The organism is Pseudomonas sp. CFBP 13727 (assembly GCF_014841915.1).
In the GTDB taxonomy this organism is placed as follows: domain Bacteria; phylum Pseudomonadota; class Gammaproteobacteria; order Pseudomonadales; family Pseudomonadaceae; genus Aquipseudomonas; species Aquipseudomonas baltica.
Window position 1 is genome coordinate 608,475 of the sequence record NZ_JACYUT010000001.1, and the last position, 24,841, is coordinate 633,315.

27 protein-coding genes and 1 pseudogene are annotated in these 24,841 nt (G+C 63.2%); 21 read left to right on the top strand and 7 right to left on the bottom strand.

Features of this window, described 5'->3' with window-relative positions:
• Positions 1 to 45 precede the first annotated feature (45 nt).
• From IFT76_RS02600 to abaF, 14 genes are all read left to right on the top strand, one after another.
• Positions 46 to 1,593, top strand: coding sequence for a PepSY-associated TM helix domain-containing protein (locus IFT76_RS02600; protein ID WP_274603798.1), 1,548 nt, complete (start codon positions 46 to 48; stop codon positions 1,591 to 1,593).
• A gap of 74 nt (positions 1,594 to 1,667) precedes the next feature.
• Positions 1,668 to 2,339 (top strand): GntR family transcriptional regulator, encoded by a 672-nt coding sequence (locus IFT76_RS02605; protein WP_122478581.1) that lies wholly within the window; start codon positions 1,668 to 1,670, stop codon positions 2,337 to 2,339.
• A gap of 109 nt (positions 2,340 to 2,448) precedes the next feature.
• A complete protein-coding gene (locus tag IFT76_RS02610; RefSeq protein ID WP_192057326.1) occupies positions 2,449 to 3,393 on the top strand; it encodes a 4-hydroxyproline epimerase in 945 nt (314 codons plus the stop codon).
• On the top strand, positions 3,390 to 4,505 hold the full coding sequence (locus tag IFT76_RS02615) for an FAD-dependent oxidoreductase (protein WP_192057327.1): 1,116 nt from the start codon (positions 3,390 to 3,392) through the stop codon (positions 4,503 to 4,505). The genes IFT76_RS02610 and IFT76_RS02615 overlap by 4 nt, the downstream gene beginning before the upstream one ends.
• Positions 4,498 to 4,734, top strand: a complete 237-nt coding sequence (locus tag IFT76_RS02620; protein ID WP_192047320.1) for a (2Fe-2S)-binding protein — start codon at positions 4,498 to 4,500, stop codon at positions 4,732 to 4,734. The genes IFT76_RS02615 and IFT76_RS02620 overlap by 8 nt, the downstream gene beginning before the upstream one ends.
• Positions 4,731 to 5,987 carry an NAD(P)/FAD-dependent oxidoreductase gene (locus IFT76_RS02625; protein ID WP_192057328.1) on the top strand — a complete coding sequence of 419 codons (1,257 nt, stop codon included), beginning with the start codon at positions 4,731 to 4,733 and terminating at the stop codon, positions 5,985 to 5,987. The genes IFT76_RS02620 and IFT76_RS02625 overlap by 4 nt, the downstream gene beginning before the upstream one ends.
• Positions 5,988 to 6,074: 87 nt before the next feature.
• Complete coding sequence (locus IFT76_RS02630) at positions 6,075 to 6,824, top strand: AraC family transcriptional regulator (protein WP_192057329.1); 750 nt, start codon at positions 6,075 to 6,077, stop codon at positions 6,822 to 6,824.
• A 226-nt stretch (positions 6,825 to 7,050) separates the two neighbouring features.
• Positions 7,051 to 7,869 (top strand): ABC transporter substrate-binding protein, encoded by an 819-nt coding sequence (locus tag IFT76_RS02635; protein WP_192057330.1) that lies wholly within the window; start codon positions 7,051 to 7,053, stop codon positions 7,867 to 7,869.
• A 10-nt stretch (positions 7,870 to 7,879) separates the two neighbouring features.
• A complete protein-coding gene (lhpI, locus tag IFT76_RS02640) occupies positions 7,880 to 9,649 on the top strand; it encodes a cis-3-hydroxy-L-proline dehydratase (RefSeq protein WP_192057331.1) in 1,770 nt (589 codons plus the stop codon).
• On the top strand, positions 9,642 to 10,322 hold the full coding sequence (locus tag IFT76_RS02645; protein WP_192057332.1) for an amino acid ABC transporter permease: 681 nt from the start codon (positions 9,642 to 9,644) through the stop codon (positions 10,320 to 10,322). The genes lhpI and IFT76_RS02645 overlap by 8 nt, the downstream gene beginning before the upstream one ends.
• 10 nt (positions 10,323 to 10,332) lie before the next feature.
• Positions 10,333 to 10,983, top strand: a complete 651-nt coding sequence (locus tag IFT76_RS02650; RefSeq protein WP_122478598.1) for an amino acid ABC transporter permease — start codon at positions 10,333 to 10,335, stop codon at positions 10,981 to 10,983.
• Complete coding sequence (locus IFT76_RS02655) at positions 10,976 to 11,698, top strand: amino acid ABC transporter ATP-binding protein (RefSeq protein WP_122478600.1); 723 nt, start codon at positions 10,976 to 10,978, stop codon at positions 11,696 to 11,698. The genes IFT76_RS02650 and IFT76_RS02655 overlap by 8 nt, the downstream gene beginning before the upstream one ends.
• 127 nt (positions 11,699 to 11,825) lie before the next feature.
• Positions 11,826 to 12,743, top strand: coding sequence for a dihydrodipicolinate synthase family protein (locus tag IFT76_RS02660; protein WP_122478602.1), 918 nt, complete (start codon positions 11,826 to 11,828; stop codon positions 12,741 to 12,743).
• 68 nt (positions 12,744 to 12,811) lie between these two features.
• The gene (gene abaF, locus IFT76_RS02665; RefSeq protein ID WP_122478604.1) at positions 12,812 to 14,188 is read left to right on the top strand and encodes a fosfomycin efflux MFS transporter AbaF; all 1,377 of its coding nucleotides are present in this window, start codon (positions 12,812 to 12,814) and stop codon (positions 14,186 to 14,188) included.
• A gap of 33 nt (positions 14,189 to 14,221) precedes the next feature.
• Here abaF and IFT76_RS02670 read toward each other — a convergent pair whose 3' ends face one another.
• Both IFT76_RS02670 and cynS read right to left on the bottom strand, forming a co-directional pair.
• Complete coding sequence (locus IFT76_RS02670) at positions 14,222 to 14,695, bottom strand: nuclear transport factor 2 family protein (protein ID WP_185793594.1); 474 nt, start codon at positions 14,693 to 14,695, stop codon at positions 14,222 to 14,224.
• 10 nt (positions 14,696 to 14,705) lie between these two features.
• A complete protein-coding gene (cynS, locus tag IFT76_RS02675; RefSeq protein WP_122478607.1) occupies positions 14,706 to 15,173 on the bottom strand; it encodes a cyanase in 468 nt (155 codons plus the stop codon).
• Between the two features lie 285 nt (positions 15,174 to 15,458).
• Between cynS and tspO the strand changes: the two genes are divergently transcribed.
• Positions 15,459 to 15,899, top strand: a complete 441-nt coding sequence (gene tspO, locus IFT76_RS02680) for a tryptophan-rich sensory protein TspO (RefSeq protein ID WP_122712873.1) — start codon at positions 15,459 to 15,461, stop codon at positions 15,897 to 15,899.
• A gap of 33 nt (positions 15,900 to 15,932) precedes the next feature.
• Here the strand turns inward: tspO and IFT76_RS20940 are convergent, their stop codons facing one another.
• The 3 genes and pseudogenes from IFT76_RS20940 to IFT76_RS02690 all read right to left on the bottom strand — a co-directional run bounded on the left by IFT76_RS20940 (position 15,933) and on the right by IFT76_RS02690 (position 18,334).
• Positions 15,933 to 16,796, bottom strand: coding sequence for a methyl-accepting chemotaxis protein (locus tag IFT76_RS20940; RefSeq protein ID WP_446731094.1), 864 nt, complete (start codon positions 16,794 to 16,796; stop codon positions 15,933 to 15,935).
• A pseudogene (locus tag IFT76_RS20945) lies at positions 16,788 to 17,570 on the bottom strand (MCP four helix bundle domain-containing protein); the annotation flags it as partial. The pseudogene IFT76_RS20945 and the gene IFT76_RS20940, both read right to left, overlap by 9 nt.
• A 128-nt stretch (positions 17,571 to 17,698) precedes the next feature.
• Positions 17,699 to 18,334 (bottom strand): LysE family translocator, encoded by a 636-nt coding sequence (locus tag IFT76_RS02690; protein ID WP_122478612.1) that lies wholly within the window; start codon positions 18,332 to 18,334, stop codon positions 17,699 to 17,701.
• A gap of 109 nt (positions 18,335 to 18,443) precedes the next feature.
• Between IFT76_RS02690 and IFT76_RS02695 the strand changes: the two genes are divergently transcribed.
• Positions 18,444 to 19,334, top strand: coding sequence for a dihydrodipicolinate synthase family protein (locus IFT76_RS02695; protein ID WP_192057334.1), 891 nt, complete (start codon positions 18,444 to 18,446; stop codon positions 19,332 to 19,334).
• Positions 19,335 to 19,362: 28 nt separating this feature from the next.
• Here the strand turns inward: IFT76_RS02695 and IFT76_RS02700 are convergent, their stop codons facing one another.
• Complete coding sequence (locus IFT76_RS02700; RefSeq protein ID WP_192057335.1) at positions 19,363 to 20,064, bottom strand: response regulator transcription factor; 702 nt, start codon at positions 20,062 to 20,064, stop codon at positions 19,363 to 19,365.
• Between the two features lie 48 nt (positions 20,065 to 20,112).
• Complete coding sequence (locus IFT76_RS02705) at positions 20,113 to 21,780, bottom strand: phosphoethanolamine transferase (protein WP_192057767.1); 1,668 nt, start codon at positions 21,778 to 21,780, stop codon at positions 20,113 to 20,115.
• A 348-nt stretch (positions 21,781 to 22,128) separates the two neighbouring features.
• Between IFT76_RS02705 and IFT76_RS02710 the strand changes: the two genes are divergently transcribed.
• From IFT76_RS02710 to IFT76_RS02730, 5 genes are all read left to right on the top strand, one after another.
• On the top strand, positions 22,129 to 22,881 hold the full coding sequence (locus IFT76_RS02710) for a phosphatase PAP2 family protein (protein ID WP_185793599.1): 753 nt from the start codon (positions 22,129 to 22,131) through the stop codon (positions 22,879 to 22,881).
• Positions 22,882 to 22,913: 32 nt separating this feature from the next.
• Positions 22,914 to 23,252, top strand: coding sequence for a hypothetical protein (locus tag IFT76_RS02715; RefSeq protein WP_122478620.1), 339 nt, complete (start codon positions 22,914 to 22,916; stop codon positions 23,250 to 23,252).
• A gap of 141 nt (positions 23,253 to 23,393) precedes the next feature.
• The gene (locus IFT76_RS02720; RefSeq protein ID WP_192057336.1) at positions 23,394 to 23,852 is read left to right on the top strand and encodes a thiol-disulfide oxidoreductase DCC family protein; all 459 of its coding nucleotides are present in this window, start codon (positions 23,394 to 23,396) and stop codon (positions 23,850 to 23,852) included.
• Positions 23,853 to 23,997: 145 nt separating this feature from the next.
• Positions 23,998 to 24,330, top strand: coding sequence for a type II toxin-antitoxin system HigB family toxin (locus tag IFT76_RS02725; RefSeq protein ID WP_192057337.1), 333 nt, complete (start codon positions 23,998 to 24,000; stop codon positions 24,328 to 24,330).
• Positions 24,327 to 24,806, top strand: a complete 480-nt coding sequence (locus IFT76_RS02730; protein ID WP_192057338.1) for a helix-turn-helix domain-containing protein — start codon at positions 24,327 to 24,329, stop codon at positions 24,804 to 24,806. The genes IFT76_RS02725 and IFT76_RS02730 overlap by 4 nt, the downstream gene beginning before the upstream one ends.
• The last annotated feature ends 35 nt before the right edge of the window (positions 24,807 to 24,841 follow it).

Sequence of the window (24,841 nt, forward strand, 5' to 3'; positions counted from 1 at the left end):
GGGATCAGGGCGCTGAACGGCTCCCTGCGCCGCTCCCTGGGCTGGCTGCACACCTGGTGCGGCCTGGTCTGCGGCTGGCTGCTGTGCGTGATCTTCCTGACCGGCTCGTTGAGCGTGTTCCGCGAACCCATCACCCGCTGGATGGAGGCGCAGCCGATCGCCCCGCTCGACGCCGGGGAGCCGCTGGATCAAAGCTCTGCTGCCTGGCAAGCGCAGCGCTACCTGGCTGCACACGGCGCCGGTGCGCGGCTGTGGCGGGTGCAGCTGCCGACCTCTGCGGGCGAGGCCGTGCACCTGCTGTGGCGCGACGCAAGCGGCACCCGGCAGATCGCTCTCGACCCTGCGAGCGGTACACCGGTGATGTCGCAAGCACTGCGCAAGACCGAAGGCGGCCGGCATTTCATGTCGTTCCACTACATGCTGCAACTGCCGGTGCTGGGCTTCTGGATCGTCGGCGCGCTGACCGTCGGTTTTCTGGTTGCACTGGTATCGGGGGTCGTGATTCACCGACGCATCTTCGCCGACTTCTTCACCTTCCGACCCGGCCGCGGGCCGCGTGCCTGGCTCGATGCACACAACGCCGCGGCCGTGCTGACCTTGCCGTTCCAGTTGATGATCGCCTACACAGGCCTGTGCATCTTCGCCAGCAGCTACATGCCGTGGCCGGTGCACGCCGTGTACGGCTCGAATGACGGTGCCCATGCACGTTTCAGCGCCGACCTGGCGCCACAGGCTCCGGCTGTGCGCAACACTGCGCCGCTCGACACCCGGGCTCCTGCGTGGGAGCAACTGCTTGAACAGTCCCGCGGACTGACCGGGCAGCCAGCGCAGATGCTGTTGGTGGACAAGCCCGGTAGCGCGAGCGCCAGCGTACGCGTCATCGGTCGTGCCGACCCCGGTCAGCCGTCGTCCCATCTGTTCACGCCCCAGGCCAGCGTGCTGTTCGACGCGGCCAGTGGCGACGTGCTGCAAGTCAGGCTGCCTGACCCGGACAGCGTGTCCATGGGCGCACGCATCGAAGGCGTGATGCGTTCCCTGCATTTTGCCGATTTCGGCAGTTGGGCATTGAGGTGGGTGTACTTCGCCAGCGGCCTGCTGGGCACGCTGATGATGGTCGCCGGCACGCTGCTGTTCTCGATCAAGCGGCGGATCAAGGGGCAGCACGAATTCGGTGCTGCCACCCAACGCTTCTATCACTGTGTCGAAGCGCTCAACGTGGCGTGCAGTGCGGGCATTGGCCTGGCGTGCTGTGCCTACTTCTATGCCAACCGGCTGCTGCCACTGCAGCTGCAGGATCGGGCCAACTGGGAAATACGCTGTTTCCTGCTGATCTGGCTGGCGACCCTGCTGCACGCATTGTGTCGGCCGCGCAACCTCGCATGGGCCGAACAGCTCGGCTTGGGGGCGCTGCTGTGCCTGTGCCTGCCGCTGCTCAATCACTGGACCACGGGGCAGAACCTGTGGCGCTACGCTGCCGCCGGCGACTGGCAGCGCGCAAGTGTGGAAGCGGTAGCGCTGGGCTGCGGCGCAGTGCTGGCAGGGGTGCTGATGAAACTGCAGCGGCGCCATCAGCGGCAGGGCCTGAGACCTTAGCCGAATCAAAGCCGGTTCAAGCCGCCGTAAAACTGTATACCATATGCGCTCAATCCCTCGAATGACCCAGCACCGTGGCCCAGACCAAACTCAACGCGCCGGACCTCGGCAACTCTCCCTCGACCTCGGAGATCATCACCCGGCACCTGCGCGACGCGATCGTTGCCGGACACTTCGCCGAGGACGAACCGATCCGTCAGGACGACATCGCCCGCCAGTTCAATGTGAGCAAGATCCCCGTCCGCGAAGCGCTCAAGCGCCTCGAAGCCGAGGGTCTGGTCATGTTTCAGCGCAATCGCGGGGCGATGGTCACGCGCCTGTCGGAGTCGGAGCTGGCGCAGATGTTCGAAGTGCGCATGCTGCTCGAAGACAAGGTGCTGCGCCTGGCCATTCCGAACATGACCGAGGCCACTTTTACCCGCGCCGAGAGCATCTGCCGCGAGTTCATCGGTGAAACCGACGTGGGCCGCTGGGCCGAGCTGAACTGGGCGCTGCACGCCTGCCTCTACGAGCCCGCGCAACGGCCGTTCCTGGTGGGGATGATTCGTTCGGTCAACGACAAGCTGGAGCGTTACCTGCGCATGCAGATGAGCCTGTCGGCCGGCAAGGATCGCGCCGACCACGAACACCGGGAGATTCTCCAGGCCTGCCGCGAGCGCAACGTGGAGCTGGCCGTGCGCCTGCTCGACGAACACATCGCCGGCGTCTGCCAGACCCTGTTCGAGCATCTGCCAAGCGCCCGCTGAACCCTGGCACTGTGCCGAATTCGTCATTGTCACGGGCTAAATAGCTCAAGCCGCAGAGGGCTATCTGCGCCATTCTAAGGGTCACTTTACCGACCCGACGAGTGGCCCCATGACCCGCATCCAAGTGATCGACTCGCACACCGGTGGTGAGCCCACCCGCCTGGTGATCGACGGTTTTCCCGAGCTGGGCACCGGCAGCATGGCCGAGCGCAAGCAATTGCTCGCCGAGCGGCATGATGCCTGGCGCGCCGCCTGTGTACTGGAGCCGCGGGGCAGCGATGTGCTGGTAGGCGCACTGCTGTGCACGCCGGTAGACCCGAACGCCTGCGCCGGAGTGATCTTCTTCAATAACACCGGCTACCTGGGCATGTGCGGCCACGGCACCATCGGCTTGATCGCCTCGCTGGCCCACCTGGGCCGAATCGGGCCGGGCGTGCACGCCGTCGAGACGCCGGTCGGCACCGTCCAGGCCACGCTGCACGAGGACGGTTCGGTGAGCGTGCGCAATGTGCCGTCCTATCGTTACCGCAAGGACGTCGCCCTGCAGGTGCCGGGCATCGGTTCGGTCACCGGCGACATCGCCTGGGGCGGCAACTGGTTTTTCCTGGTCGCCGAGCATGGCCTGGCGGTCAGCGGTGACAACCTCGACGCCCTGACGGCCTACACCGTCGCCGTGCAGCACGCGCTGGAGGATCAAGGCATACGCGGCGAGGACGGCGGGCTGATCGACCACATCGAGTTGTTCGCCGAAGACCAACGGGCCGACAGCCGCAACTTCGTGCTGTGCCCCGGCAAAGCCTACGATCGCTCGCCTTGCGGAACCGGGACCAGCGCCAAGCTGGCGTGCCTGGCCGCCGACGGCAAACTGCAGCCCGGGCAGATCTGGCGTCAGGCCAGCGTCATCGGCAGCGAGTTCGAGGGTTCCTATGAAACCCTGGAACACGGCAGCGACGGGCCCGTTGTGCCGACCATTCGCGGCCGGGCCTACATCAGCGCCGAAGCCACACTGATCCTGCAGGCCGACGACCCCTTCGCCTGGGGTATCCGCTTGTGAACCCCACGGCCGTGGCCGACGCCATCGTCATCGGCGCAGGCATCGTCGGCGCTGCCTGCGCCCAGGCCCTGGCCAAGCGCGGGCTGAGCGTACGGGTGCTGGACGCCGGCACGCCCGGTGCCACGGCCGCCGGCATGGGCCACCTGCTGGTGCTCGACGACAACGCGGCCGAACTGGCCTTGAGTCAATACTCGTTGAAGCGCTGGCGCGACATCGCCGGGTCGTTGCCCGACGGTTGTGCCTACCGCAGCAACGGCACCCTATGGCTGGCCGCCAACGCTGAGGAAATGGCCGCTGCCGAGCACAAGTTCGGGGTGTTGCGCGAGCATGGCGAGGCCTGCGAAATCCTCGCTGGCAACGCCCTGCGCGAGCGCGAACCGTTGCTTCGCGAAGGGCTGGAGGGTGGTCTGTTGATCAAGGGGGACGGCATTGTGTATGCGCCGGCGGCCGCCCAGTGGATGCTCGATCATCCGTTGATCCGCCAGCAACGCGCCACGGTCACCGAGGTAGACGGCAACCGTGTGCGTCTGGCCGACGGCCAATGGCTCAGTGCTGGCATGGTGCTGTTGGCCAACGGCATCCAGGCCACCGAGCTGTGCCCCGAGCTGCCGATCCAGGCCAAGAAAGGCCATCTGGCGATCACCGACCGCTACCCCGCGCAGATCACTCACACGCTGGTGGAACTGGGCTATGTCACCAGCGCCCACAACGCCAGTGGGCCGTCCACGGCCTGCAACATCCAGCCGCGCCCGACCGGACAACTGTTCATCGGCGCCTCACGGCAATTCAACACCACGGATCCCGACGTCGAAGGCTGGATGCTCGCCAAGATGCTCCGGCGCGCGGCAGAGTACGTGCCTGCGCTGAACACGCTGAACGTGATTCGTGCCTGGACCGGTTTTCGCGCCGCCAGCCCGGATGGCTTGCCCCTGGTGGGCGAGCATCCCCAGCGTCCGGGCCTGTGGCTGGCGGTGGGTCATGAAGGCCTGGGGGTGACCACTGCGCCGGCGACCGCCGATTTGCTGGTGGCGCAACTGTTCGACGAATCACTGCCGCTGGCGGCAACGCCCTACCTGCCGCAACGTTTTCTTGGAGGGTCCAGCCATGCTTGAGTTGACGGTCGATGGACGCACGCTGCAGGTGGCGGTCGGCACCAGCGTCGCTGCGGCACTCGCGATGGCCGGTGATGGCTGCACGCGCACCTCGGTCAGCGGCCAACGGCGCGCGCCGCTGTGCGGCATGGGTATCTGCCAGGAATGCCGTGTGACCATCGACGGCGCGCGGCGCCTGGCGTGCCAGACGTCCTGCCGCGACGGCATGCAGGTACGGAGCCTGCCATGATCGAGCACGTCGATATTCTCATCATCGGTGCCGGGCCGGCAGGCATCCATGCGGCGCTGGCAGCGGCACCCAGCGGCCTGCGCATCGTGTTGCTGGACGACAATCCGTTGCCCGGCGGGCAGATCTGGCGCGATGGCCCGCAGGCCTCGCTGCCCACCCAGGCCACACGGCTGCGCGAGCGCCTGCAGGCGTGTGCCAACGTGCAGATCCAGGGTTCCACTCGGGTGATCGCCCGGCCTGCGCCCCATCAGTTACTGGTGGAGAGCGACGAGCGCGGCTGGATCATCGGCTATGCAAAGCTGATTCTGTGCACCGGTGCCCGCGAGTTGCTGCTGCCCTTCCCCGGCTGGACGCTGCCTGGCGTGACCGGTGCCGGTGGCCTGCAAGCGTTGATCAAGGGCGGCCTCCCCGTTGCGGGCGAACGCGTGGTGGTTGCCGGCAGCGGCCCGCTGCTGCTGGCCAGCGCGCACAGTGCAGCGAAGAACGGCGCACGGGTGCTGCGCATCGCCGAGCAGGCCAGCACCCGCGCCGTGGCAGGATTTGCCACGCAGCTGCCACGCTGGCCACATAAATGGCTGCAGTCGTTGCAACTGTTTTCACCCGCCTATCGCACCGGCAGCCATGTGCTGGCCGCTCTGGGTGACGACCGCCTGGAAGGCGTACGGCTGATGCAGCAGGGCCGGATCAGGGAACTGCCCTGTGACCGGCTGGCCTGTGGCTTCGGCCTAGTGCCCAACACGCAGCTGGGCGAGGCCTTGGGCTGTGCGCTGCAGGACCGGGCCATCGCCGTCGATGCCTGGCAGGCGAGCAGCCTGGCGGACCATTTTGCCGCAGGCGAATGCACCGGCTTCGGCGGCAGCGAGCTGGCCTCGGTGGAAGGCAGCATCGCCGGACACGCCGCCGCGGGCGACCAGGCGGCGGCGCAGCGGCTTTGGCCGCAGCGGGCCCGTTGGCAAGGCTTCGCGGCCGTGCTGAACCGGGCATTTGCCCTCGATCCTGCGCTCGCTGCCCTGTGCGCGCCGGACACCCTGGTCTGCCGCTGCGAAGACGTGCCGTTTGCAGCGCTTGCCGCCCATTGCGATTGGCGCGAGGCCAAACTCGCCACCCGCTGCGGCATGGGCGCTTGCCAGGGGCGGGTATGCGGCGCCGCCACCGCGCACCTGTTCAACTGGCAACCCTCGGCACCGCGACCGCCCTTCAGCCCGGCACGGATCGAGACCCTGCTGCGCCTCGACGGCCACCCGCCCGCCTGAACCCCGCCCTGCTAAACACAGTGTCCGGGCTTTGCGCAGCAGCCCGGCAGCACTATCCTGCAGGAGTCACTTCCGGACCTCGACCCCATGCTCGCCGCATTCCTCAGCGCCAGCCCGTGCCAACTACCGAACCTGCTGGGCAGCCTGCACCCCCTGGCCCCCTTGCTCGACGCCTTGGCCGACGTGGTGTTTTTCATCAAGGACGACGCCGCCCGCTATGCCTTCGTCAATGCCACCCTGGCCAAGCGTTGCGGCTTCAAGACCAGTCAGCAGCTGCTGGGCTTGACCGCCGAGCAAGTGTTCCCGGCACGCTTTGGCACGCTGTACACCGAACAGGACCGCAAGGTCCTTGGCAGCGGCCGCGAATTGGCCAATCAGCTGGAGCTGCACCTCTATTATGGCAACCAGCCCGTGTGGTGCCTGACCCACAAGATCGCCTTGCACGATGAACAGGGTCGGATCATCGGCCTGGCCGGCATTTCCCGCGACCTGCAGTTGCCTCAGTCGAGCCACCCGGCCTTCGCGAAACTGGCGGCGGTCGACGCGCACATCCGCACCCATTTTCATCGTCCGATCAGCCTCGCGGAGCTGACCGCCATTGCCGGGCTGTCGGTTGCGCAACTGGAGCGTCACTGCAAGCGGATCTTCCACCTGACCCCGCGCCAGCTGATTCACAAGGCCCGCCTCGAGGAGGCCTCACGTCTGCTGCGCGACGAAGACCTGCCCATCACCGATGTCGCCCTGCGCTGTGGCTACACCGACCACAGTGCGTTCAGCCGGCAGTTCCGCGCGCTGACGCACCTTTCGCCAAGCCTGTACCGCGAAAGCCATCGCTGATGTTCCGTTAGCGGGCAATCATTGGGGCGGTGCTCCCTTATGTAACACCCCACGGCGTCATACCCGACTCTTCCACCATCGCCGATCCATGATGAACACGCCCTGATTCAGGGGCTTACGACGACAGCGCGAGCACGAACGAAAACAGGCACGCCTGTTGCATTTGAAATATCGTATACGAAATTCTCAATGGCAGTTCCAGTGCTCACCCAACTCCGAGGCCTCCATGAAAACTCCCGCCTTCGCCGTAGCCCTAACCGCTGTGCTCAGTACTACTTTCATGGCGACCGCCCAGGCCGACAAGCTGGACGACATCATTGGTTCCGGCAAGCTGCGCTGTGCGGTGACCCTGGACTTCCCGCCCATGGGCATGCGCGACAGCGCCAACAAGCCTGCAGGGTTCGACGTCGACTACTGCAACGACCTGGCGAAGGTGCTGGGCGTCGATGCCGAAGTCATCGAGACGCCGTTTCCGGACCGGATTCCGGCACTCATCTCGGGGCGTGCCGACGTGATCGTGGCCTCCACCTCCGACACCCTGGAACGGGCCAAGACCGTCGGCCTCAGCGTGCCCTACTTCGCCTTCCAGATGGTCGTGCTGACCCGCGACGACACCGGCGTCAACAGCTTCGACGACCTCAAGGGCAAGGCAGTGGGCAACACCAGCGGCACCTACGAGGCCATCGCGCTGGAAAAGGACGTGAAGGGCTGGGGCAGCGGCAGCTTCCGCGCGTATCAGTCGCAGAACGACACTATTCTGGCCGTCGCCCAAGGCCATATCCAGGCCACCGTGGTCACCAATACCGTGGCCGCCGCCACTCTGAAATCCGGCAAATACAAGAACCTCAAGGTCGCCGGCAATGCGCCCTACGTGATCGACTACGTTTCCCTGGGCGCCAAGCGCACCGAATACGGTCTGCTCAACTACCTCGACCTGTTCGTCAACCAGCAGGTGCGCAGCGGTCGCTACAACGAGTTGTTCGTCAAATGGGTCGGCACCGAAATTGCGCCCGCCAACCTCACCGTACCCAACGTCTACTACTGAGGTGACGACCATGCCACGCAGCGTCGGTGGACGCAGCCTGATAGACGGCAGCGCTCAAGGCGCCCTGTTGTTTGCCGACACCGGCCTGAGTTTCTGGGGCGGGGTCGACCCCAGCAGTGGCGAGGTGATCGACCGCCATCACCCGCTCAGCGGTCAGCGGGTGGCGGGCCGGGTCCTGGCGATTCCCGGCAGTCGCGGGTCCTGCACGGGCAGCAGCGTCATGATGGAGCTGATCAGCAACGGCCACGCGCCGGCAGCGCTGGTACTGGCCGAAGCCGATGAAATCCTCAGCTTGGGCGTGCTGGTGGCACAGCACTTCTTCGCCCGCTCGCTGCCGGTGCTGTGTATCGGCCAGGAAGCCTTCGATACGCTGCGCGGCGTGGCATGGGCTCGGTTGGATGGGGCAGCGCTCGGCCTCTACAGCCAGGCGCCAACGGACGACTGGCAGCCGCAGCCAGGCGTCGGCCAGCCGGAGCCGTTCGATGACGGCTTTGCACTCGACAGCCGTGACCATGAGTTGCTCGCAGGCAGCCACGGCAAGGCGGCGCAGGTGGCGATGCAGATCGTCCTGCGCATGGCCCGTCTCCAGGGCGCGCGGGAACTGGTCGATATCACTCAGGCGCACATCGACGGCTGCATCTACACCGGCCCTGCCAGCCTGCGGTTTGCCGAACAACTGGTGCAATGGGGCGCGCGGGTGCGGGTGCCCACTACCCTGAACGCCATCTCGGTGGACCAGCGGCGCTGGCGAGCACTGGGCATCGATCCGGCCCTGGGCGAGCCTGCCAGCGCGTTGGGCGACGCGTACACGGCCATGGGTGCGCGCGCAAGTTTCACCTGCGCGCCCTATCTGCTCGACAGTGCACCGGCGCTCGGCGAGCAAGTGGTGTGGGCCGAGTCCAACGCGGTGGTATACGCCAACAGCGTGCTCGGTGCGCGCACGCTCAAATACCCGGACTACCTGGACATCTGCATTGCATTGACTGGCCGCGCGCCCCTGATCGGCTGCCATCTCCAGGAGCAACGTCGGGCCCAACTGCTGATCGACGTACCGGCGTTGAAAGAACTGGATGACAGCTTCTACCCGCTGCTCGGCTATCACGTCGGGACCCAGTGCGGCAGCCGCATTCCATTGATCAGCGGCCTGCAGCACCTCAGGCCCAGCCTGGACGACCTCAAGGCATTCGGCGCCGCGTTCGCCACCACCAGCGCTGCACCCATGTTTCATATCGCCGGCGTCACTCCGGAAGCCCTGAACCCGGCGCACTCGAGTGACTCGCCGGAAACGCTGCCGCGCGTCTCGATTTCTCTGCAAGACCTCTACGCCAGCTGGATGGAACTCAACAGCGCCCGGGACACGCAGGTAAGGTTGGTATCCCTGGGCAACCCGCACTTCTCCCTGACCGAATTCGCCCGCCTGGCCGAGCTCTGCCGCGGCCTGCGCAGGCACCCGGACGTGGTACTGGCCATCACCTGTGGCCGAGCGGTGCTGGAACAGGCACGGGCGGCGGGTCATGTGGCCGTGCTCGAGGCCTTCGGCGCCACGCTGATCACCGACACCTGTTGGTGCATGCTGGGCGAACCGGTCATTCCCGTGGGTGTGCGCAGCCTGATGACCAACTCGGGCAAGTACGCCCACTACGCGCCCGGCCTGGTCGGGCGCAGCGTTCATTTCGCCAGCCTCGGCACCTGTGTCGACAGCGCGTGCAGCGGCGCCACCAGCGCTCGACCGCCCGCCTGGCTGGCCACCTGTGCAGCGGAGGGCGCGGAGCATGTTTGACTACACCTTCCAATGGCGGGCTGCGTGGCACGCCCTGCCCGACATGCTGCAAGGCGCGTGGGTGACGTTCGAAACCGCGGCGCTGTCGATGATTTTCGGTGTGCTCATCGCCCTGCTTCTGACCGTGATGCGTGCAGGCTCCGAACGGACGTTCCGCGGCCGGGCGCTGCGCGGCATCGGCGACGGCTGGGTGTCGATTGCGCGCAACACCCCGTCGCTGTTCCAGATCTACATCCTGTACTTCGGCCTCGGCTCGCTGGGCCTGCACGTCAGCTCCTGGCTGGCACTGCTGGCCGGCATCACCTTCAACAACGCCGGCTACCTGGCGGAAAATTTCCGCGGCGGTCTCAGGGCGGTGCCGGACACCCAGATGCGCGCCGCGCGCTCGCTGGGCATGAGTGCCTTCCAGGCCTACCGCATGATCATCGTTCCGCAACTGTTGCGCGTGGTGTTCTACCCGCTGAGCAACCAGATGGTCTGGGCGGTGCTGATGACGTCCCTGGGCGTGGTAGTCGGGCTCAACGACGACCTGACCGGGGTCACCCAGGACTACAACGTGAAGACCTTCCGCACCTTCGAATATTTCGCGATGGCCGCGGTGCTCTATTACCTGATCGCCAAGCTGATCGTCGGCCTCGCCCGGCTGTTGAGCTGGCGTCTGTTTCGCTACTGAGGAGCGGCGCATGTTTTCCACCAGCCTCACCGCGACAGACCTCCTGTACATGCTCGATGGCGCCTGGGTCACCCTGCAACTGACGTTCTGGGCAATCCTGGCGGGCTCCTTCGGCGGCTTGCTGTGCGGCCTGCTGCGGGCCCTCGCACCGCGCGCCAGCCTGCCGCTGGCGTGGGTGCTGGACGTGTTCCGCAGCGTGCCGTTGCTGATCCAGTTCGTGCTGCTCAACTCGCTCAAGAGCATCGTCGGATTGAACATCAGCGCGTTCAGCGTCGGCTGCATCGTGCTGGGCGTCTACGCGGCGGCGTACTTCACCGAGATCGTCCGCAGCGGGGTGCTTGCCGTGTCGCCATCGGTGCGCCGGGCCAGCCGCTCGCTCGGCCTGAGCTATTGGCAAGACCTGCGCTACATCGTCCTGCCGATGGCCACCCGGGTCGCCTTCCCCGGCTGGCTCAACCTGGTGCTTGGCGTCATGAAGGACACCGCGCTGGTGATGTGGATCGGTATCGTCGAACTGCTGCGCGCGTCGCAGACCATCGTCACGCGCATACAGGAGCCGCTGCTGGTGCTGTGCATCGCCGGGCTCATCTACTACGTCATGAGCCTGGTGGTCGCTCGCCTGGGCGCTCGTCTGGAAAGAAGGTGGCAGGAAAATGATTGAGATCGACAACGTACACAAATCCTTCGGCGAACTGGAGGTCATCAAGGGCGTCAGCCTGACGGTGAGCAAGGGCGAGGTGGTGTCGATCATCGGCGGCTCGGGTTCGGGAAAATCCACCTTGCTGATGTGCATCAACGGCCTGGAGCCGATCCAGAAAGGCAGTATTCGAGTCGACGGGGTCGAGGTCCACGGCAGCAGCACAAACCTCAACCAGCTGCGCCAGCGAATCGGCATCGTGTTCCAGCAATGGAACGCCTTTCCTCACCTCACCGTGCTGGAGAACGTCATGCTGGCGCCACGCAAGGTACTGGGCAAGAGCAAGGAGCAGGCCGAGGCGCTGGCCGTGCAGCAGTTGACCCATGTCGGCCTGAGCGACAAATTCAATACCTTTCCCGGCAAGCTCTCGGGCGGCCAGCAGCAGCGCATGGCGATTGCCCGAGCGCTGGCCATGTCACCGGACTACATGCTGTTCGACGAAGCCACCTCGGCGCTCGATCCGCAACTGGTGGGCGAAGTGCTCGACACCATGCGCATGCTCGCCGAAGACGGCATGACCATGGTACTGGTAACCCACGAGATTCGTTTCGCCCGCGATGTGTCCGATCGCGTGGCGTTTTTCCGCAACGGCCTGGTGCATGAGATCGGCAGCCCGGACCAGGTCATCGGCAACCCCTTGCAGCCGGAAACGGCCGCGTTCCTGAAGTCGGTCAAATAGGCGCTACCGATGCACGAGCAGGCACATCGCCTACTCGCGACAACATGGCTGGAACCGCATCACCCTTTGCAAGCAACGTACGAATCGAAGCGTATACGAAATACCATTAATCAGCGGAGCAAATCGAATGAGCAAGCGCATCAACTGGAGTGGCGTATTCCCGGCTGTTACCACTCAATTCAACGATGACTTTTCCATCAACCTGGAAAAGACTCATCAGGTGATTTCCAATGTGATTCGCGACGGCGTGTCAGGCCTGGTGGTCTGCGGCTCGGTAGGTGAAAACACCTCGTTGACCGCCGAAGAGAAGATCGCTGTCACCGAAGTGGCCGTCGACGCCTCCGGTGGGCGCGTGCCGGTCATCTGCGGCGTGGCGGAATTCACCAGTGTCGCTGCCGCAAAAACCGCCAATGCCGTACGCAAGGCCGGGGTGGACGGCGTCATGCTGATGCCGGCGCTGGTCTACGGCTCCAAGCCTTTCGAGACCGCCGAGCACTTCCGTTACGTGGCCAAGCACGCCGACGTGCCGTTGATGGTCTACAACAACCCGCCCATCTACAAGAACGATGTCACCGCCGAGATCCTCATTTCCCTGGCCGACTGCGACAACGTGGTGTGCTTCAAGGACTCCTCCGGCGATACCCGGCGCTTCATCGACGTGCGCAACGAAGTGGGCGACCGCTTCGTGCTGTTCGCCGGCCTCGACGACGTCGTCCTGGAAAGCATCGCAGTGGGCGCCGAAGGCTGGGTGTCGGGCATGTCCAACGTTTTCCCACAGGAAGGCGAAACCATCTTCCGCCTGGCCAAGGCCGGACGCTTTGCCGAAGCCATGGAAATCTACCGGTGGCTGATGCCGATCCTCCACCTGGACGCCCGTGCGGACCTGGTGCAGTGCATCAAGCTGTGCGAAGCGATCATGGGCCGCGGCAGCGCCCTCACTCGCCCACCGCGCCTGGCCCTGCCGGATGAAGACCGTCTGTTCGTCGAACGCATCATGGCCAAGGCCCTGGCCAACCGCCCCACCCTGCCCGACGTCGGTCTTTGAATCACGACCGGGCCAGGCGCATCCGCCAGGCCCGGGTACCTGTCATTGCCACTCCAGGAAGCCTGATCATGTCCACTTCTTCCAACGCGACCACCCCAGCGGGACTCAAACGTGTCGTGGCGGCCGCCATGGCCGGAACCGTCGCCGAATGGTACGAATTCTTCCTGTACGGAACGGCCTCCGCGCTGGTGTTCGGCCAGCTGTTCTTTCGCCAGACCGATAGCCCCATCGACGGCATCATTGCTGCCTTCGCGCTCTACGCAGTGGGCTTTCTGGCCCGACCACTGGGCGGGTTGGTGTTCGGCCACTACGGCGACAAGTTCGGCCGCAAGCGCCTGCTGCAACTGAGCCTGGTAGTGGTGGGCATCACCACCTTCCTGATGGGCTGCCTGCCAGGTTTCGCCACCATCGGCTACGCTGCGCCCGTGCTGCTGGTGCTGTTGCGGCTGATCCAGGGCTTCGCGTTCGGCGGCGAATGGGGCGGTGCCATCCTGCTGGTGTCCGAGCACTGCCCAGACAACCGTCGCGGCTTCTGGGCCAGCTGGCCACAAGCAGGCGTGCCGGCGGGCAACCTGATCGCTACCGTCGCCTTGCTGGGGCTGTCCACCGGGCTTTCCGAGGAGCAGTTCCTGGCCTGGGGCTGGCGCGTGGCGTTCTGGCTGTCGGCCATTGTGGTGCTGATCGGCTACTGGATCCGCAGCAGCGTCGACGATGCGCCTATCTTCAAGGAAGCCCAGGCGCGCCAGGCATCGATTCAATCCGAACAGCTGGGTGTGGTCGAAGTACTGCGCCATCACTGGCGTTCAGTGTTGGTGGGAATCGGCGCGCGGTTTGCCGAGAACATTCTGTATTACACGGTGGTGACCTTTTCCATCACCTACCTCAAGCTGGTGGTTCACAAGGACACCTCGCAGATTCTGCTGCTGATGTTCGGCGCGCACTTCCTGCACTTCTTCATGATTCCGCTGATGGGCTACCTCTCCGACCTGGTCGGCCGCAAACCGGTGTACCTGACCGGCGCAGTACTGACGGCGTTCTGGGGTTTCGTCGGCTTCCCGATGATGGACACCGGCAACAACTGGCTGATCATGGCGGCCATCACTCTGGGCCTGGCCATCGAATCCATGACCTATGCGCCCTACTCGGCACTCATGGCCGAGATGTTCCCGACCCATGTGCGCTACACAGCGCTGTCGCTGTGTTATCAGGTGGCGCCGATCTTCGCCGGCTCGCTGGCGCCGCTGATCGCCATCACTCTGCTGAACAAATACAACAGCTCCACGCCCATCGCCTGGTACCTGGTCGGGGCTGCGGTAATCTCCATCGTCGCCGTCAGCCTGACCCGTGAAACCCGTGGCAAGTCGTTGCGCACGGTCGATGCCGAAGCCGCCGCACGCGTGGCGGCCTCGGAACAAACGGGCGTGTCGCGCGGCAAACTGGCCTGAGCACTTGCGCTGACGATGGCCGTCAGCGCGCCCTCAAAGCCCCAGATCACTCAACCCTGGGTGATCGTCGGGGCGCCGCCCCAAGGGCCAGTGGTACTTGCGTTCGGACTCGGCAATCGGCAGGTCGTTGATGCAGGCGAAGCGCCGGTGCATGAGTCCGTTGGCGGCGAACTCCCAGTTCTCGTTGCCGTAGGAGCGAAACCAGTTGCCCGAATCGTCATGCCACTCGTAGGCGTAACGCACGGCAATGCGGTTGTCGGCGAAGGCCCACAGCTCCTTGATCAGGCGGTAGTCCAACTCCTTGCGCCACTTGCGTTCGAGAAACGCCTGGGCCTGGGCTCGACCTTCGATGAACTCGCTGCGGTTGCGCCAGCAGGTGTCGTGGGTATAGGCCAGCGCCACTTTGGCGGCGTCCCGGGAGTTCCAGCCATCTTCGGCGCCACGCACTTTCTGAATGGCGGTTTCGACGGTGAAAGGTGGCAACGGTGGGCGGTTTTCCTGGTTCATGGCGAGGATCCTAGAAAGGCTTGTAGGGCAGGAACTTGCCGTCCAGGGTGATCACAGCACGCGATCCGCCTTCTGGATCTTCGACTTTCTTGATGTCGAGTTTGAAGTTGATCGCACTGATGATGCCGTCGCCGAATTGCTCATGCACCAGAGCCTTCAAGGTAGTGCCGTAGACCTGGACCATTTCGTGAAAGCGATAGATGGTCGGGTCGTTGGACACGTCTTCGGCGTTGCCGCGCAACGGTATGGTCTGCAACTGAACGACCGCTTGCGCGTCGAGGCCCAGACGCTCGGCCACCACTTCGGCAACCGCCTGCGGCAGCGGGTGTTGGCCCAGCAGCGCGGCCGTCACATACACCGTACTCAGGCCGGTCCCCTCGGACAGCGCCGCCCAGGTCAGATTGTGCGTGGCCTTGGCCTGCAGGACTTGTTCGGTCAAGGTCTGACGCGGCACCTTGGAAACGTTGCTCTGGGACATGGTGATTCTCCGGACTGAAACGCAGGGTCGATTGAACAGCTTGGCAGCAGGGAATCATCGAAACCTACCACAATGATCAGGGCTGCCTTGCACAATTTCAGCTGGGGTTCGATTCGTGCCGCTGCGTCCCATTGGTCACCTGAGCGCTGCGGTTGGCCCGGCAGGACAGCGGGAGGAAGGCTGAACGCGCTGCACGCTCGCGCAAACTTTTCCGTGGTTCAGGCGTCAGCTTGATAGCACATCTCGCTATTGCAGCGCCCCCCTGCCCTTGCACAAGGACTCATCATGGTTTTCTTCATCTTTCTGCTGGCCTGCGCCGCCGCAGCCAGCACCGGTGTCATCTTCAAGCCCGGCGAATGGTACGCCTCGCTGGTCAAGCCGCGTTTCACCCCGCCCAACTGGGCGTTTCCCGTGGCCTGGACGGTCATCTACCTGCTGCTGGCGTGGGCGGGCTATCGGCTGACCCAACTGCCGGGCAGCGAGACGGTACTGGCGCTGTGGGCCGCGCAGATCGCCCTGAATACCCTGTGGACGCCGGTATTCTTCGGCGCCCATCGCCTGCTCGCCGGGATGGTGATCATCGTGGTCTTGTGGCTGGTGACCGCCGCCATGGTTGCCCTGGCAATGCGCCTGGACGTCATCACCGGGCTGATCCTGTTCCCCTACCTGGCCTGGCTCTGCGTGGCCGCGGCGCTGAACTTCTCGATTCTGCGCAACAATCGCTGATGCCACAGTTACGCGGCTCCCACTCGGCCACGGTCAGATCGCGAACGCCCCGACCAATGCGGTCAGCCCGACCGCCAGCCGCGACACTTCTCCGCTGGCGGTGGCCGTTTGCGTGGCGCCGGCTGCGCTCTGGATCGAAAGGTCGCGGATGCTGGTGATGTTGCGATCGATTTCCCGTGCCACCTGTGCCTGCTCCTCGGCTGCGGTGGCGATTACGGTATTGCGTTCGCTGATGAGGTTGATCGATGCCGATATCTGACTGAGCGATGCGCTGGCGTGCTGCGCCACGGCCGACGAATCGCTGGCCATCTGCTGACTCTGCTCCATGGCTTGCACGGCTTGCACCGAATCGGTCTGCATGGAGCCGATCATCTTTTCGATTTCCTGGGTCGACTGCTGAGTGCGGTGAGCCAGGGCGCGCACTTCATCCGCCACCACGGCGAAGCCTCGACCCTGCTCTCCGGCGCGGGCCGCTTCGATGGCCGCGTTCAATGCCAGCAGGTTGGTCTGTTCGGCGATGGCGCGAATCACCTCGACCACCGTATTGATCTCCCGCGCCCGTGACGACAGCTGCTTGACCTGGGTGCTGGTGCTGCCCACGTTGGTGGCCAGTGCCTGAATGGCGGTGAGGGTCTGCTCGACCTTGCCCAGCCCATCCCTGGCCAGGGACTGGGTGGTTGCCGACGCGTCGGCGGCCTCTGCCGCATTGCGTGCCACCTCATCGACGGCCGAGCTCATCTGGGTGACGGCGCTGGCAGCCTGATTGACCTCGTCGTTCTGGCGCGCCAGACCGCGGCTGGATTCCTCGGTCACGGCGCTCATCTCTTCCGAGGCGGCAGCCAACTGGCTGGAACTGTCGGAAATGTGCGCGATGGTCTGGCGCAGGTTGACCTGCATCTGGGCCAACGCGGTGAGCATGCTGGCGGCCTCGTCCTGCCCGACCACGACGATCGTTTCGGTCAGGTCCTTGCGCGCGATGCGCTGGGCGATCTGCACGGCCTCCTTGATCGGCTGGGTGATGCTGCGGATCAATAGCGCAGCGAGCAGGATGGTAGCCAGCACGGCCGCAGCCATCAGCCCGATGACCCAGTTGCGTCCCGACTCGAACGTCGCCAGCGCCGCATCGCCGGCATCCGTGGCACCGCGGTCGTTCAGCGCCATGAGCTGGTTGACCTTGCCTTCGAGGGCATTGGTCAACGGACGAATGCCCGTGTTGATCAGCGCAGTTGCCGCAGTGGTGTCGGCAGCACGCAGCATAGGTTCGAGCTGACCCAGCAGTTGGTCATACGCTGCCGCATCGGAGCGTATGGATTCGTAAAGTTTACGGTCATCGTCGCTCGCAACGGTGCTTTCGTAGTGCTTGATGGTTTCCTGAAAAGTACGGCGATAGCCCGGAAACGCAGCAATCGTCTGTTCACGAAGCGCGGCATCGGTGGTGGTGGCACCGCGCATGCTTTCGAGCCGCAACCTCAGCAGTCCGCTGTTCATCTGACCCGCATCGCGAATGCCGAGCATCCAGTTGGTTTCCACGTCCTGCTCGGCCTGGTAGAGCTTGTTCATCTGAACGATGGAGATACTGCCCAGAAGGATCACGACCGCGACTACGGCCGAGAAGAAAGCGATCGCCCGAGGGGCGAGATTGAGGCGTCGGATGATCATGCAGGATTCCATTGCGATCGGGGGTTGATGACAACCATCATCGGCCCGCCGGCAGGAATCTTGAGCATGGGGCAGGTCGGCAGCTATCGGATATGGCTCACGACGATAGCGAAACGAGCGCGATCAGGGCCTGCAGCGGATCACGGCCTGGCGAACAGGAGTTTCAAGCCGGCTGCGGCAAAGACCATCGCCAAGGTGCCCTCGATCCAACGGCGCGCCTTTCCATAGGCACGCACCATTGGGGCCGTAGAGAAGACCAGTGCATAACCGCCAAAAATGGTCACGCTAAGTATGGCGCAACCCGCCAGGATGATCGCCACGGTCGAGCTCGTCGCGCCTGGGCCCAAGCCCAGGGTCATCGTAGCGATCCAGCTCAGCAGGGCTTTCGGATTGGTAAGGTGCATCAGCAAGCCCCGACGATACAGACTCGGCCAGGATGCCTTCGGTGAAGATGCCAACTCATCGGCAAAGCGTTGATTGGACGTCAGCGCGGAACGGCAGGCCTTGCTGGCTAGAAAAAGCAGATAGGCGCCGCCTGCCATCTTCAGAATGAACAGCGCGCCGGCGTATTGCACGAGCACTGCCGAGACACCCGTAGCAGCCATTGAACCCCAGAAGAACGAACCACTGATGACGCCTGCGGCCAGCACCAACGCGGGGCGTCTGCCTTGGTGCATCGCGACGCTCATGATTCGCATGTTGCTGGGCCCCGGGCTGGCTGCGCCGACAATGTAGGTGACGAACACCAGAAGCAGATGGTGAATATCGAACGACATAAAGGGGCCCCACTCTGTTGCGTCGCTGGCAATGTACTCAGGTACCCTATAGCAACGCCGGTCGCCGATGCAAACCCACGTATTCCGTCCGAAAATGAGGAGTTCTTTCATGTTCACAGGTTTGAGCGCATTCCCTTTGACCCCGCTGCGTGACGGTGTCGTCGACGAAACGGCCTTCGCCGGGTTGATTGAAAACCTGTCGTCGGCAAAGGTCGATTCCATCGGCGTTCTGGGCTCGACGGGAAGCTACGCGTACCTGAACCGGGAAGAACGACGCCTCGCGACGCGGCTTGCCGTCAGCGTGGCCGGTGAGGTGCCCGTTATCGTCGGGATCGGCTCGGTCGCCACGCGAGATGTGCTGCTGCTGGCGGATGATGCGCAGGCCGCTGGGGCCTGCGCGCTGTTGCTGCCACCGGTGAGTTACCAGAAGCTTGGTGCCGATGAAGTATTCGAGTTCTACGAAACCCTCGCCCACCACGTTTCGGTGCCGTTGGTGGTCTACGACAACCCCGGCACCACGCACTTCGAGTTCACGGACGAGCTGCACGGGCGCATTGCAGCTCTGCCGAATGTCGCCTCGATCAAGATCCCCGGCATGAACCTGGATCCAGCGCAAGCCTCGGCCCGGGTGGCGCGCCTGCGGGCGAGCATCCCTGCCCACGTCAGTATAGGCATCAGTGGCGATGCCTTTGCAGTGACCGGCCTCAATGCAGGGTGCGAGCTGTGGTACTCCGTGCTGGGCGGACTGTTTCCGCGAACTGCGCTGGCGCTCATCGAGGCAACGAAGGGTGCACACTCGGGCCGCGCCGTCGAACTGTCGGCAGGGCTTGAACCGCTGTGGGCAATGTTCCGTGAATATGGCAGTGTCCGGGTCATCGCTGCCGCAGCCGAGATCATGGGCCAGGCAGCAGCCAATTGCCTGCCTCTTCCCCTCAAGGGGCTCGACCGGCAGTCCAACGAGCGCCTGGTGCAGATACTGAAGGCGCTAGAGCTCGCCTGAGCCTGGCGCTGCGAGGCCTGGGCCGGGGTCAGTGCCGTTCGATCGACACTTCGCCACCGGACGGGCCCTGCAGCTTGTAGCCCATGCTGTGCACGGTGTGCAGCAGGGGCACGTCGAAGGTTTTGTCGATGGTTCTGCGCAACATGTAGATGCCCGTTCTCAGGCTGTCGGAGTCGTGCGTTTCCTGGCCCCATAGCGCCAGTTCGAACTCGCGACGCTTCACTATCGCGGGGCTTTTGCGCATCAGCAGCTCCAGCAGCACGAGGGTGGTGGGGTTGAGTTTGAGCAGCTTGCCCGCCCGCTTCACCTCAAGCGAATCCAGGTCGAAGGTCAGGTCATGGACCTGGAGCACGTTCTTCCGAACGCCTGTCGATCGTCGACTCACCGTCTCGACGCGAGCAAACAGCTCGGACAACGCGAAGGGCTTGATAATGTAGTCGTCGGCACCGACGCTGAAGCCGGTCAAGCGGTCTTCCAATTCGTCACGGGCAGTCAGCATCAGGATGGGCGTGTTCTGCCTGGAGACCGAGCGCAGCTTGTGACAGACCCGATTGCCGTCCATGCCGGGCAGCATCACATCCAGAATGATGGCATCGAAGTTGCCGGTCATCGCCAGATGCAGCCCAGTGACGCCATCCAGCGCCCCGGTGACTTCACAGCCCTTGAGCGTAAAGTACTCGGAGATGTTGGCGAGGATATCGGCGTGATCTTCGATAACCAGTATGCGCATGGAACCCTCTTTGTGGTGTCAGGCGGAATAACGGAAAAGGTCACCCGCTCAGCGGCCGGCCGCCAGTTGTTTCGCCGCGTCAGCCGCATGCCCGTTGATCCCCCTGCAACTGGCGAACATATCCAACCCGGTGTCGTAGACACGCGTCTGCACATGCAGCAAGCCTAGCATCGAGTGAAACAGATTGTCCTGGCTCAGCGGTTCATGACGCGTCTGCTGCAGGCAGCGGCTGTCGACCGTGAGCGCGCGCTGATAACTTTCGGAAAGCCATACCAGCAGCGGCACGTGTTTCTGCTGATCGGGGGCAAGCATGTAAGGCGTGCCATGCAGGAACAGGTTGTACTCGCCCAGCGACTCGCCATGATCCGACAGATAGATCATTGCGGTGGCCAGATGATCCTGGTTGCTGCGCAGTACATCGATGAGCCGAGCCAGCACGTGATCGGTGTACAGCAAGGTGTTGTCATAGCCGTTGACGATACTCTCTCTGCTGCACGCATCCAGCGCATTGCTTTTGCACACCGGCGTGAATTTCTCGAACGCCTTGGGGTAACGCTTGAAATATTCGGGCCCGTGGCTGCCCATCTGGTGCAATACCAGAACGGTATCTTTGCTCAAATGGTCAATGAAGGCCTGCAGACCTTGCAGCAGAATTTCATCCCCGCACTCGTTGTCCGCGCACAATGCGGGATCTCTGTCATGGCTGACGTCCAGCAAAGTGACCCGGTCGCACGTCCCCTTGCAGCCAGACTGGTTGTCCCACCACACCACATCCAGCCCCGCGCGTTTGAGCACGTCCAGCAGGCCTTCCTGGTTTTTCGCGATGTCCGCCTTGTACTGCTTGCGGCCCATGTTGGAGAACATGCATGGCACAGAGACAGCCGTTTCGGTGCCGCAGGAGTGCATGTCGGTAAAGGCCACCAGCCCTTGTTCCTGGGCAAGTTGCGGCGTGGTCTCGCGCTCGTAACCCAGGATGCCGAAGTTCTCGGCGCGCGCACTTTCCCCTACCACCAGTACCGTCAGTGACTTGGGCGCATTGCTGGCCACGTTGACGGCTCGCACGGCGTCTTCGCCGATGGCCCGGAATGGCTGTCGTGCCGTGGACACTTGTTCGCGTGCATAGGCGATCGAGGCACCGATGTAATTGCTCGGCACCACCATCAGGCGCAACTCGTGATGATTGCGCAACAGTGACGACAGCCCCTGATAGTCCACCAGCGCGACCACGGCAATGACCGCCGCAGAGCCCGCGCCGACCAGTGCCTTGCTGACCAACTGGCGATGCACTTTGCGGTAGGCGATGGGCGTTTTCCACAACAGCACCGACGGCAATACGCCCAACAGCAAAACATAGATCCAGAGCATCGGAGACAACAAGCCTTGTACTTCGGTGATATTGGTTTCCACCAGATTGCGAAGCATGCCAACGTCCATGAGCACACCGTAGTGACTCATGAAGTAGGTGACACTAGCACTGGTAAGAAACAGCACCGTCAATACCGGTTTGAATATGATTGGAAACGCCACTATCGTCAGGACGATATTGAACACGCCCAACAGCATGATGGCAAACGCAAGAGCAAGTTGTGTTCCAGCGCCACCCTCCCCGGTAATTGCAGCCAGATGCTGCCAGAGGGGCACATTGAACACCACCAGCAGAAATACACTGGCAAGCACCGTCGCGGTTTCCGGGCGTACAGGTTTGAGTTTGAACATGGGAGTCTGCCGTCGGGCAAAGAAGCGAGCCGTGCGCCGTGCTACGGTTGTCGATGGCGCGGACTCTAGACGCGGATAATTCAAATTTTCGTGAAAGATTCGCGAGGAAAAGCTCGTTGCGAGTCCGTTTCGAGGCATGCGCTGGAACACAGCAATGCGATCGCTTCCTTGAGCCGAGGCGAGCACTACTTTCCACGTATTTTTCACAGTTCGTTCACTTCGTTCTGAACGGCGCAAACTTATCGTCGCTCGTAACGCAAGCGGCCAATGGATCATTGATGGCAGGCCGTCGTCGTTACTTCCCCACGTAACTTTCACCTGTTCTTCATCATTGGATCGGAGCCTGTCATGGCTATCGCATTACCTGTTGCTGCGTCCCGGCATTTTGACTTTCGATTGGCGCTGGGCATTCCGCTCGTGCTGATGGCAACGATGCTGTGGCTGTATCCGCCCGCCCTCGACTTCGCCCTGGCGCAGATCTTCTACGTGCCGGGGGTTGGCTTCATCGGACGCCAGAGCTACTGGCTGGAAAACATTCTGCATGATCGCGCCAAGCAGGCGGTGATCGCCTTTGCCGTACTTGCACTTGCAGGTTTCGTGGCAAGTCTGTGGGCCACGCGCCTGCGCCAATGGCGTCGACCACTGGGGTATGTGGTGCTGGCGATGGCGCTGACTACGTCGGTGGTGACGCCGCTCAAGGTGCTCACAGCCGTGCATTGCCCCTGGAGCCTGAAAGAGTTCGGCGGCCAGGAAACCTATACACCGTTGCTCAGCCCCCGCGCCGCAACGGAAAAGCCTGGTCTGTGCTGGCCCGGCGGCCATGCGTCGAGCGGCTTCTCACTGCTCGCCTTGTTCTTTTTCTGGCGCGATCGTCGCCCACGCACTGCGCGAATCGCACTGGCGGTTGCGCTGACACTGGGATCGGTCTTTTCGCTGGGGCGAATGGCGCAAGGTGCGCACTTCCTTTCGCACAACATCTGGACGCTGCTGATCGATTGGGTCATTTGCGTGCTGTGTTATCGCTGGATTCTCTACCGCCCCTCGACACAGCCTTCACCTGTGCCGGCTGCGGCCCTGGTGCCCGACGGGTACCGGCGATGAACGCCCTGTGGAGACCTGGTAGACGAACTGGGATGCTGCTGAGCCTAGCCTTATCGGCAGTAGTGTTGAGCGCCTGCCAAACGACCCGGGAGCGGCTATTGGCCGAGGGCTACCCTGCCCCCTTCGCCAGCGGCTTCGAGGACGGCTGCGGCAGTGGTCGGCACGCCGCGCAAGCCTTGGGCGACTTTCGCAAGAACGTGCCTGTGTACCTTTCGGATCGTCAATACGCCACCGGCTGGGACGACGGCTTCCGGCAATGCCAAGCCAGCGCCATCGCTGACTTCCAACGGCATGTCGGCATCGACAGCAAGGAAGACCGCGATTGGCGCCACGCAAAGGATCAGGGGTGGGGCAAGGCGCTTGGGCGCTGATCGAACGCGCTTTTGCGCGAAACAATCTGCGCGCTAACGAAAAAAAACGAGTGAAAGGGACAACCGGGTGTCTATTCCAATCAAGCACACCTCGCTCGATTTCAGACATTTCATTCGCACACCCACCCAGGACACTCATCGATGCATGACAGCATAAAGTGGCCGCTGACCCTCTACTTCGACGGTGACTGCCCCCTCTGCGCCCACGAAATCAAGGTTCTGAGGGCGCGTGCCTTGCCCGCACGCCTGCATTTCACCGATATCAGCGATCCGGCGTTCGACGCTCAATCCTTGGGCTTCACCCACGCGCACATGGAGTCGTTGCTTCATGCCCGGTTCAGCGATGGAACATGGGTCACCGGCCTGGACGCGACCCTCTGGAGCTGGCGCGCCGCGGGCCTCGGCGTCTGGGCCGCGCCGTTGTCCTGGCGCTGGGCAAGACCGCTGTTGAACGTTGGCTATCGCCTGTTCTGCCGCTGGCGTCCGCATCTGGCCTGGCTGCCCCACCCGGACGGCAGTGCCCGCTGCAGGAACGGCAGTTGTGCAGTTCCCGAAGCGAACAGTGCTGGGCAAAAGCGGCCACGGTCCGGGCCGCGTTGAGAGCAGTTCCGACTTGGCTCGTCATAGAATTGATGGCTGACATGCAAATGCTTGGGGCCCTAGCTTGCACATCACTGCTACGGCCGGCTTGAGGTTGCCAAAAATGACAACTGGCGTATCATGACGATAAACGCCAGGAAAACATATGGATGTTCTGAAGAAGGATCGATTTGACGACGCATGCCGTAGGCACCCTACCTGCGCCACTGCCCTCAAAGCCTGCTATCGAATTCTGTGTGCATTGGAACCCAGCTGTTACAACGATCTGGCAGACCTGTTTGGGAGCCGGTTGGATCTATTCAAGCCCCGGGCACAGGTGGGGTGGGTTGTGATCGATATCGGCGGCAACAAATTGAGATTGATCGCAGGCGTCAATTACAAGCGACAAAAGCTGTACGTCAAACACATCTATACCCATGCTGAATATGACGCTGCAAATGACTGGTATGCCAGAAACAACCAGGGGGCGAAACCATGACCACCGTACTTCAAGATCCTCAAAGCATCCGTGCTGCCTTGGAAAGCCTTCAAGTATTGGTTGAGCAGCTACGTGAGTCGTTCGTTGGCGGCATCCATAGCCCCGCCGAATACGCGCGTGCGTCTGCGCTGCTCGACGAGCTGACTGATGGCCATACCCTGAACAAGTATGAAGAGCAGGTACTGGTCGAGCTCGAAGATGCGCTTCTTGATTACGAGCGTGATTCGCAGCAATTCGAGGCCATCAACGCCCATTTGAAACCCACCAGCACTGCCGTGCAGCTGTTGCGTGACTTCATGGAGATGCTGGGGCTTACCGGTTCGGATTTGCCCGAAATTGGCGATAAGCATGTGGTGTCCAAGGTGCTGGCCGGGACGCGCCCCATCAGCCACAAGATGGCCTATGCGCTAGCACAGCGCTTCCATACCAAGCCAGATGTATTCATCGAGGAACCCAAGCCCACGTGTATTGGATGAACCCTGCACCCATCTGCGCCGGTGGCCCGCTACCT

Bases quoted from the DNA above. Each gene is read 5' to 3' on its own strand.
- tspO (WP_122712873.1), top strand. From the start codon at position 15,459: ATGGTTTTCTTCATCTTTCTGCTGGCCTGCGCCGCCGCAGCCAGCACC.
- IFT76_RS02725 (WP_192057337.1), top strand. From the start codon at position 23,998: ATGGATGTTCTGAAGAAGGATCGATTTGACGACGCATGCCGTAGGCAC.
- IFT76_RS02705 (WP_192057767.1), bottom strand. From the start codon at position 21,780: ATGTTCAAACTCAAACCTGTACGCCCGGAAACCGCGACGGTGCTTGCC.
- IFT76_RS02660 (WP_122478602.1), top strand. From the start codon at position 11,826: ATGAGCAAGCGCATCAACTGGAGTGGCGTATTCCCGGCTGTTACCACT.
- IFT76_RS02635 (WP_192057330.1), top strand. From the start codon at position 7,051: ATGAAAACTCCCGCCTTCGCCGTAGCCCTAACCGCTGTGCTCAGTACT.
- IFT76_RS02700 (WP_192057335.1), bottom strand. From the start codon at position 20,064: ATGCGCATACTGGTTATCGAAGATCACGCCGATATCCTCGCCAACATC.
- IFT76_RS02630 (WP_192057329.1), top strand. From the start codon at position 6,075: ATGCTCGCCGCATTCCTCAGCGCCAGCCCGTGCCAACTACCGAACCTG.
- IFT76_RS20940 (WP_446731094.1), bottom strand. From the start codon at position 16,796: ATGCAGGTCAACCTGCGCCAGACCATCGCGCACATTTCCGACAGTTCC.
- abaF (WP_122478604.1), top strand. From the start codon at position 12,812: ATGTCCACTTCTTCCAACGCGACCACCCCAGCGGGACTCAAACGTGTC.
- IFT76_RS02690 (WP_122478612.1), bottom strand. From the start codon at position 18,334: ATGTCGTTCGATATTCACCATCTGCTTCTGGTGTTCGTCACCTACATT.
- IFT76_RS02645 (WP_192057332.1), top strand. From the start codon at position 9,642: ATGTTTGACTACACCTTCCAATGGCGGGCTGCGTGGCACGCCCTGCCC.
- IFT76_RS02670 (WP_185793594.1), bottom strand. From the start codon at position 14,695: ATGAACCAGGAAAACCGCCCACCGTTGCCACCTTTCACCGTCGAAACC.
- IFT76_RS02650 (WP_122478598.1), top strand. From the start codon at position 10,333: ATGTTTTCCACCAGCCTCACCGCGACAGACCTCCTGTACATGCTCGAT.
- IFT76_RS02710 (WP_185793599.1), top strand. From the start codon at position 22,129: ATGGCTATCGCATTACCTGTTGCTGCGTCCCGGCATTTTGACTTTCGA.
- IFT76_RS02620 (WP_192047320.1), top strand. From the start codon at position 4,498: ATGCTTGAGTTGACGGTCGATGGACGCACGCTGCAGGTGGCGGTCGGC.
- lhpI (WP_192057331.1), top strand. From the start codon at position 7,880: ATGCCACGCAGCGTCGGTGGACGCAGCCTGATAGACGGCAGCGCTCAA.
- IFT76_RS02610 (WP_192057326.1), top strand. From the start codon at position 2,449: ATGACCCGCATCCAAGTGATCGACTCGCACACCGGTGGTGAGCCCACC.
- IFT76_RS02730 (WP_192057338.1), top strand. From the start codon at position 24,327: ATGACCACCGTACTTCAAGATCCTCAAAGCATCCGTGCTGCCTTGGAA.
- IFT76_RS02720 (WP_192057336.1), top strand. From the start codon at position 23,394: ATGCATGACAGCATAAAGTGGCCGCTGACCCTCTACTTCGACGGTGAC.
- IFT76_RS02655 (WP_122478600.1), top strand. From the start codon at position 10,976: ATGATTGAGATCGACAACGTACACAAATCCTTCGGCGAACTGGAGGTC.
- cynS (WP_122478607.1), bottom strand. From the start codon at position 15,173: ATGTCCCAGAGCAACGTTTCCAAGGTGCCGCGTCAGACCTTGACCGAA.
- IFT76_RS02715 (WP_122478620.1), top strand. From the start codon at position 22,914: ATGCTGCTGAGCCTAGCCTTATCGGCAGTAGTGTTGAGCGCCTGCCAA.
- IFT76_RS02695 (WP_192057334.1), top strand. From the start codon at position 18,444: ATGTTCACAGGTTTGAGCGCATTCCCTTTGACCCCGCTGCGTGACGGT.
- IFT76_RS02625 (WP_192057328.1), top strand. From the start codon at position 4,731: ATGATCGAGCACGTCGATATTCTCATCATCGGTGCCGGGCCGGCAGGC.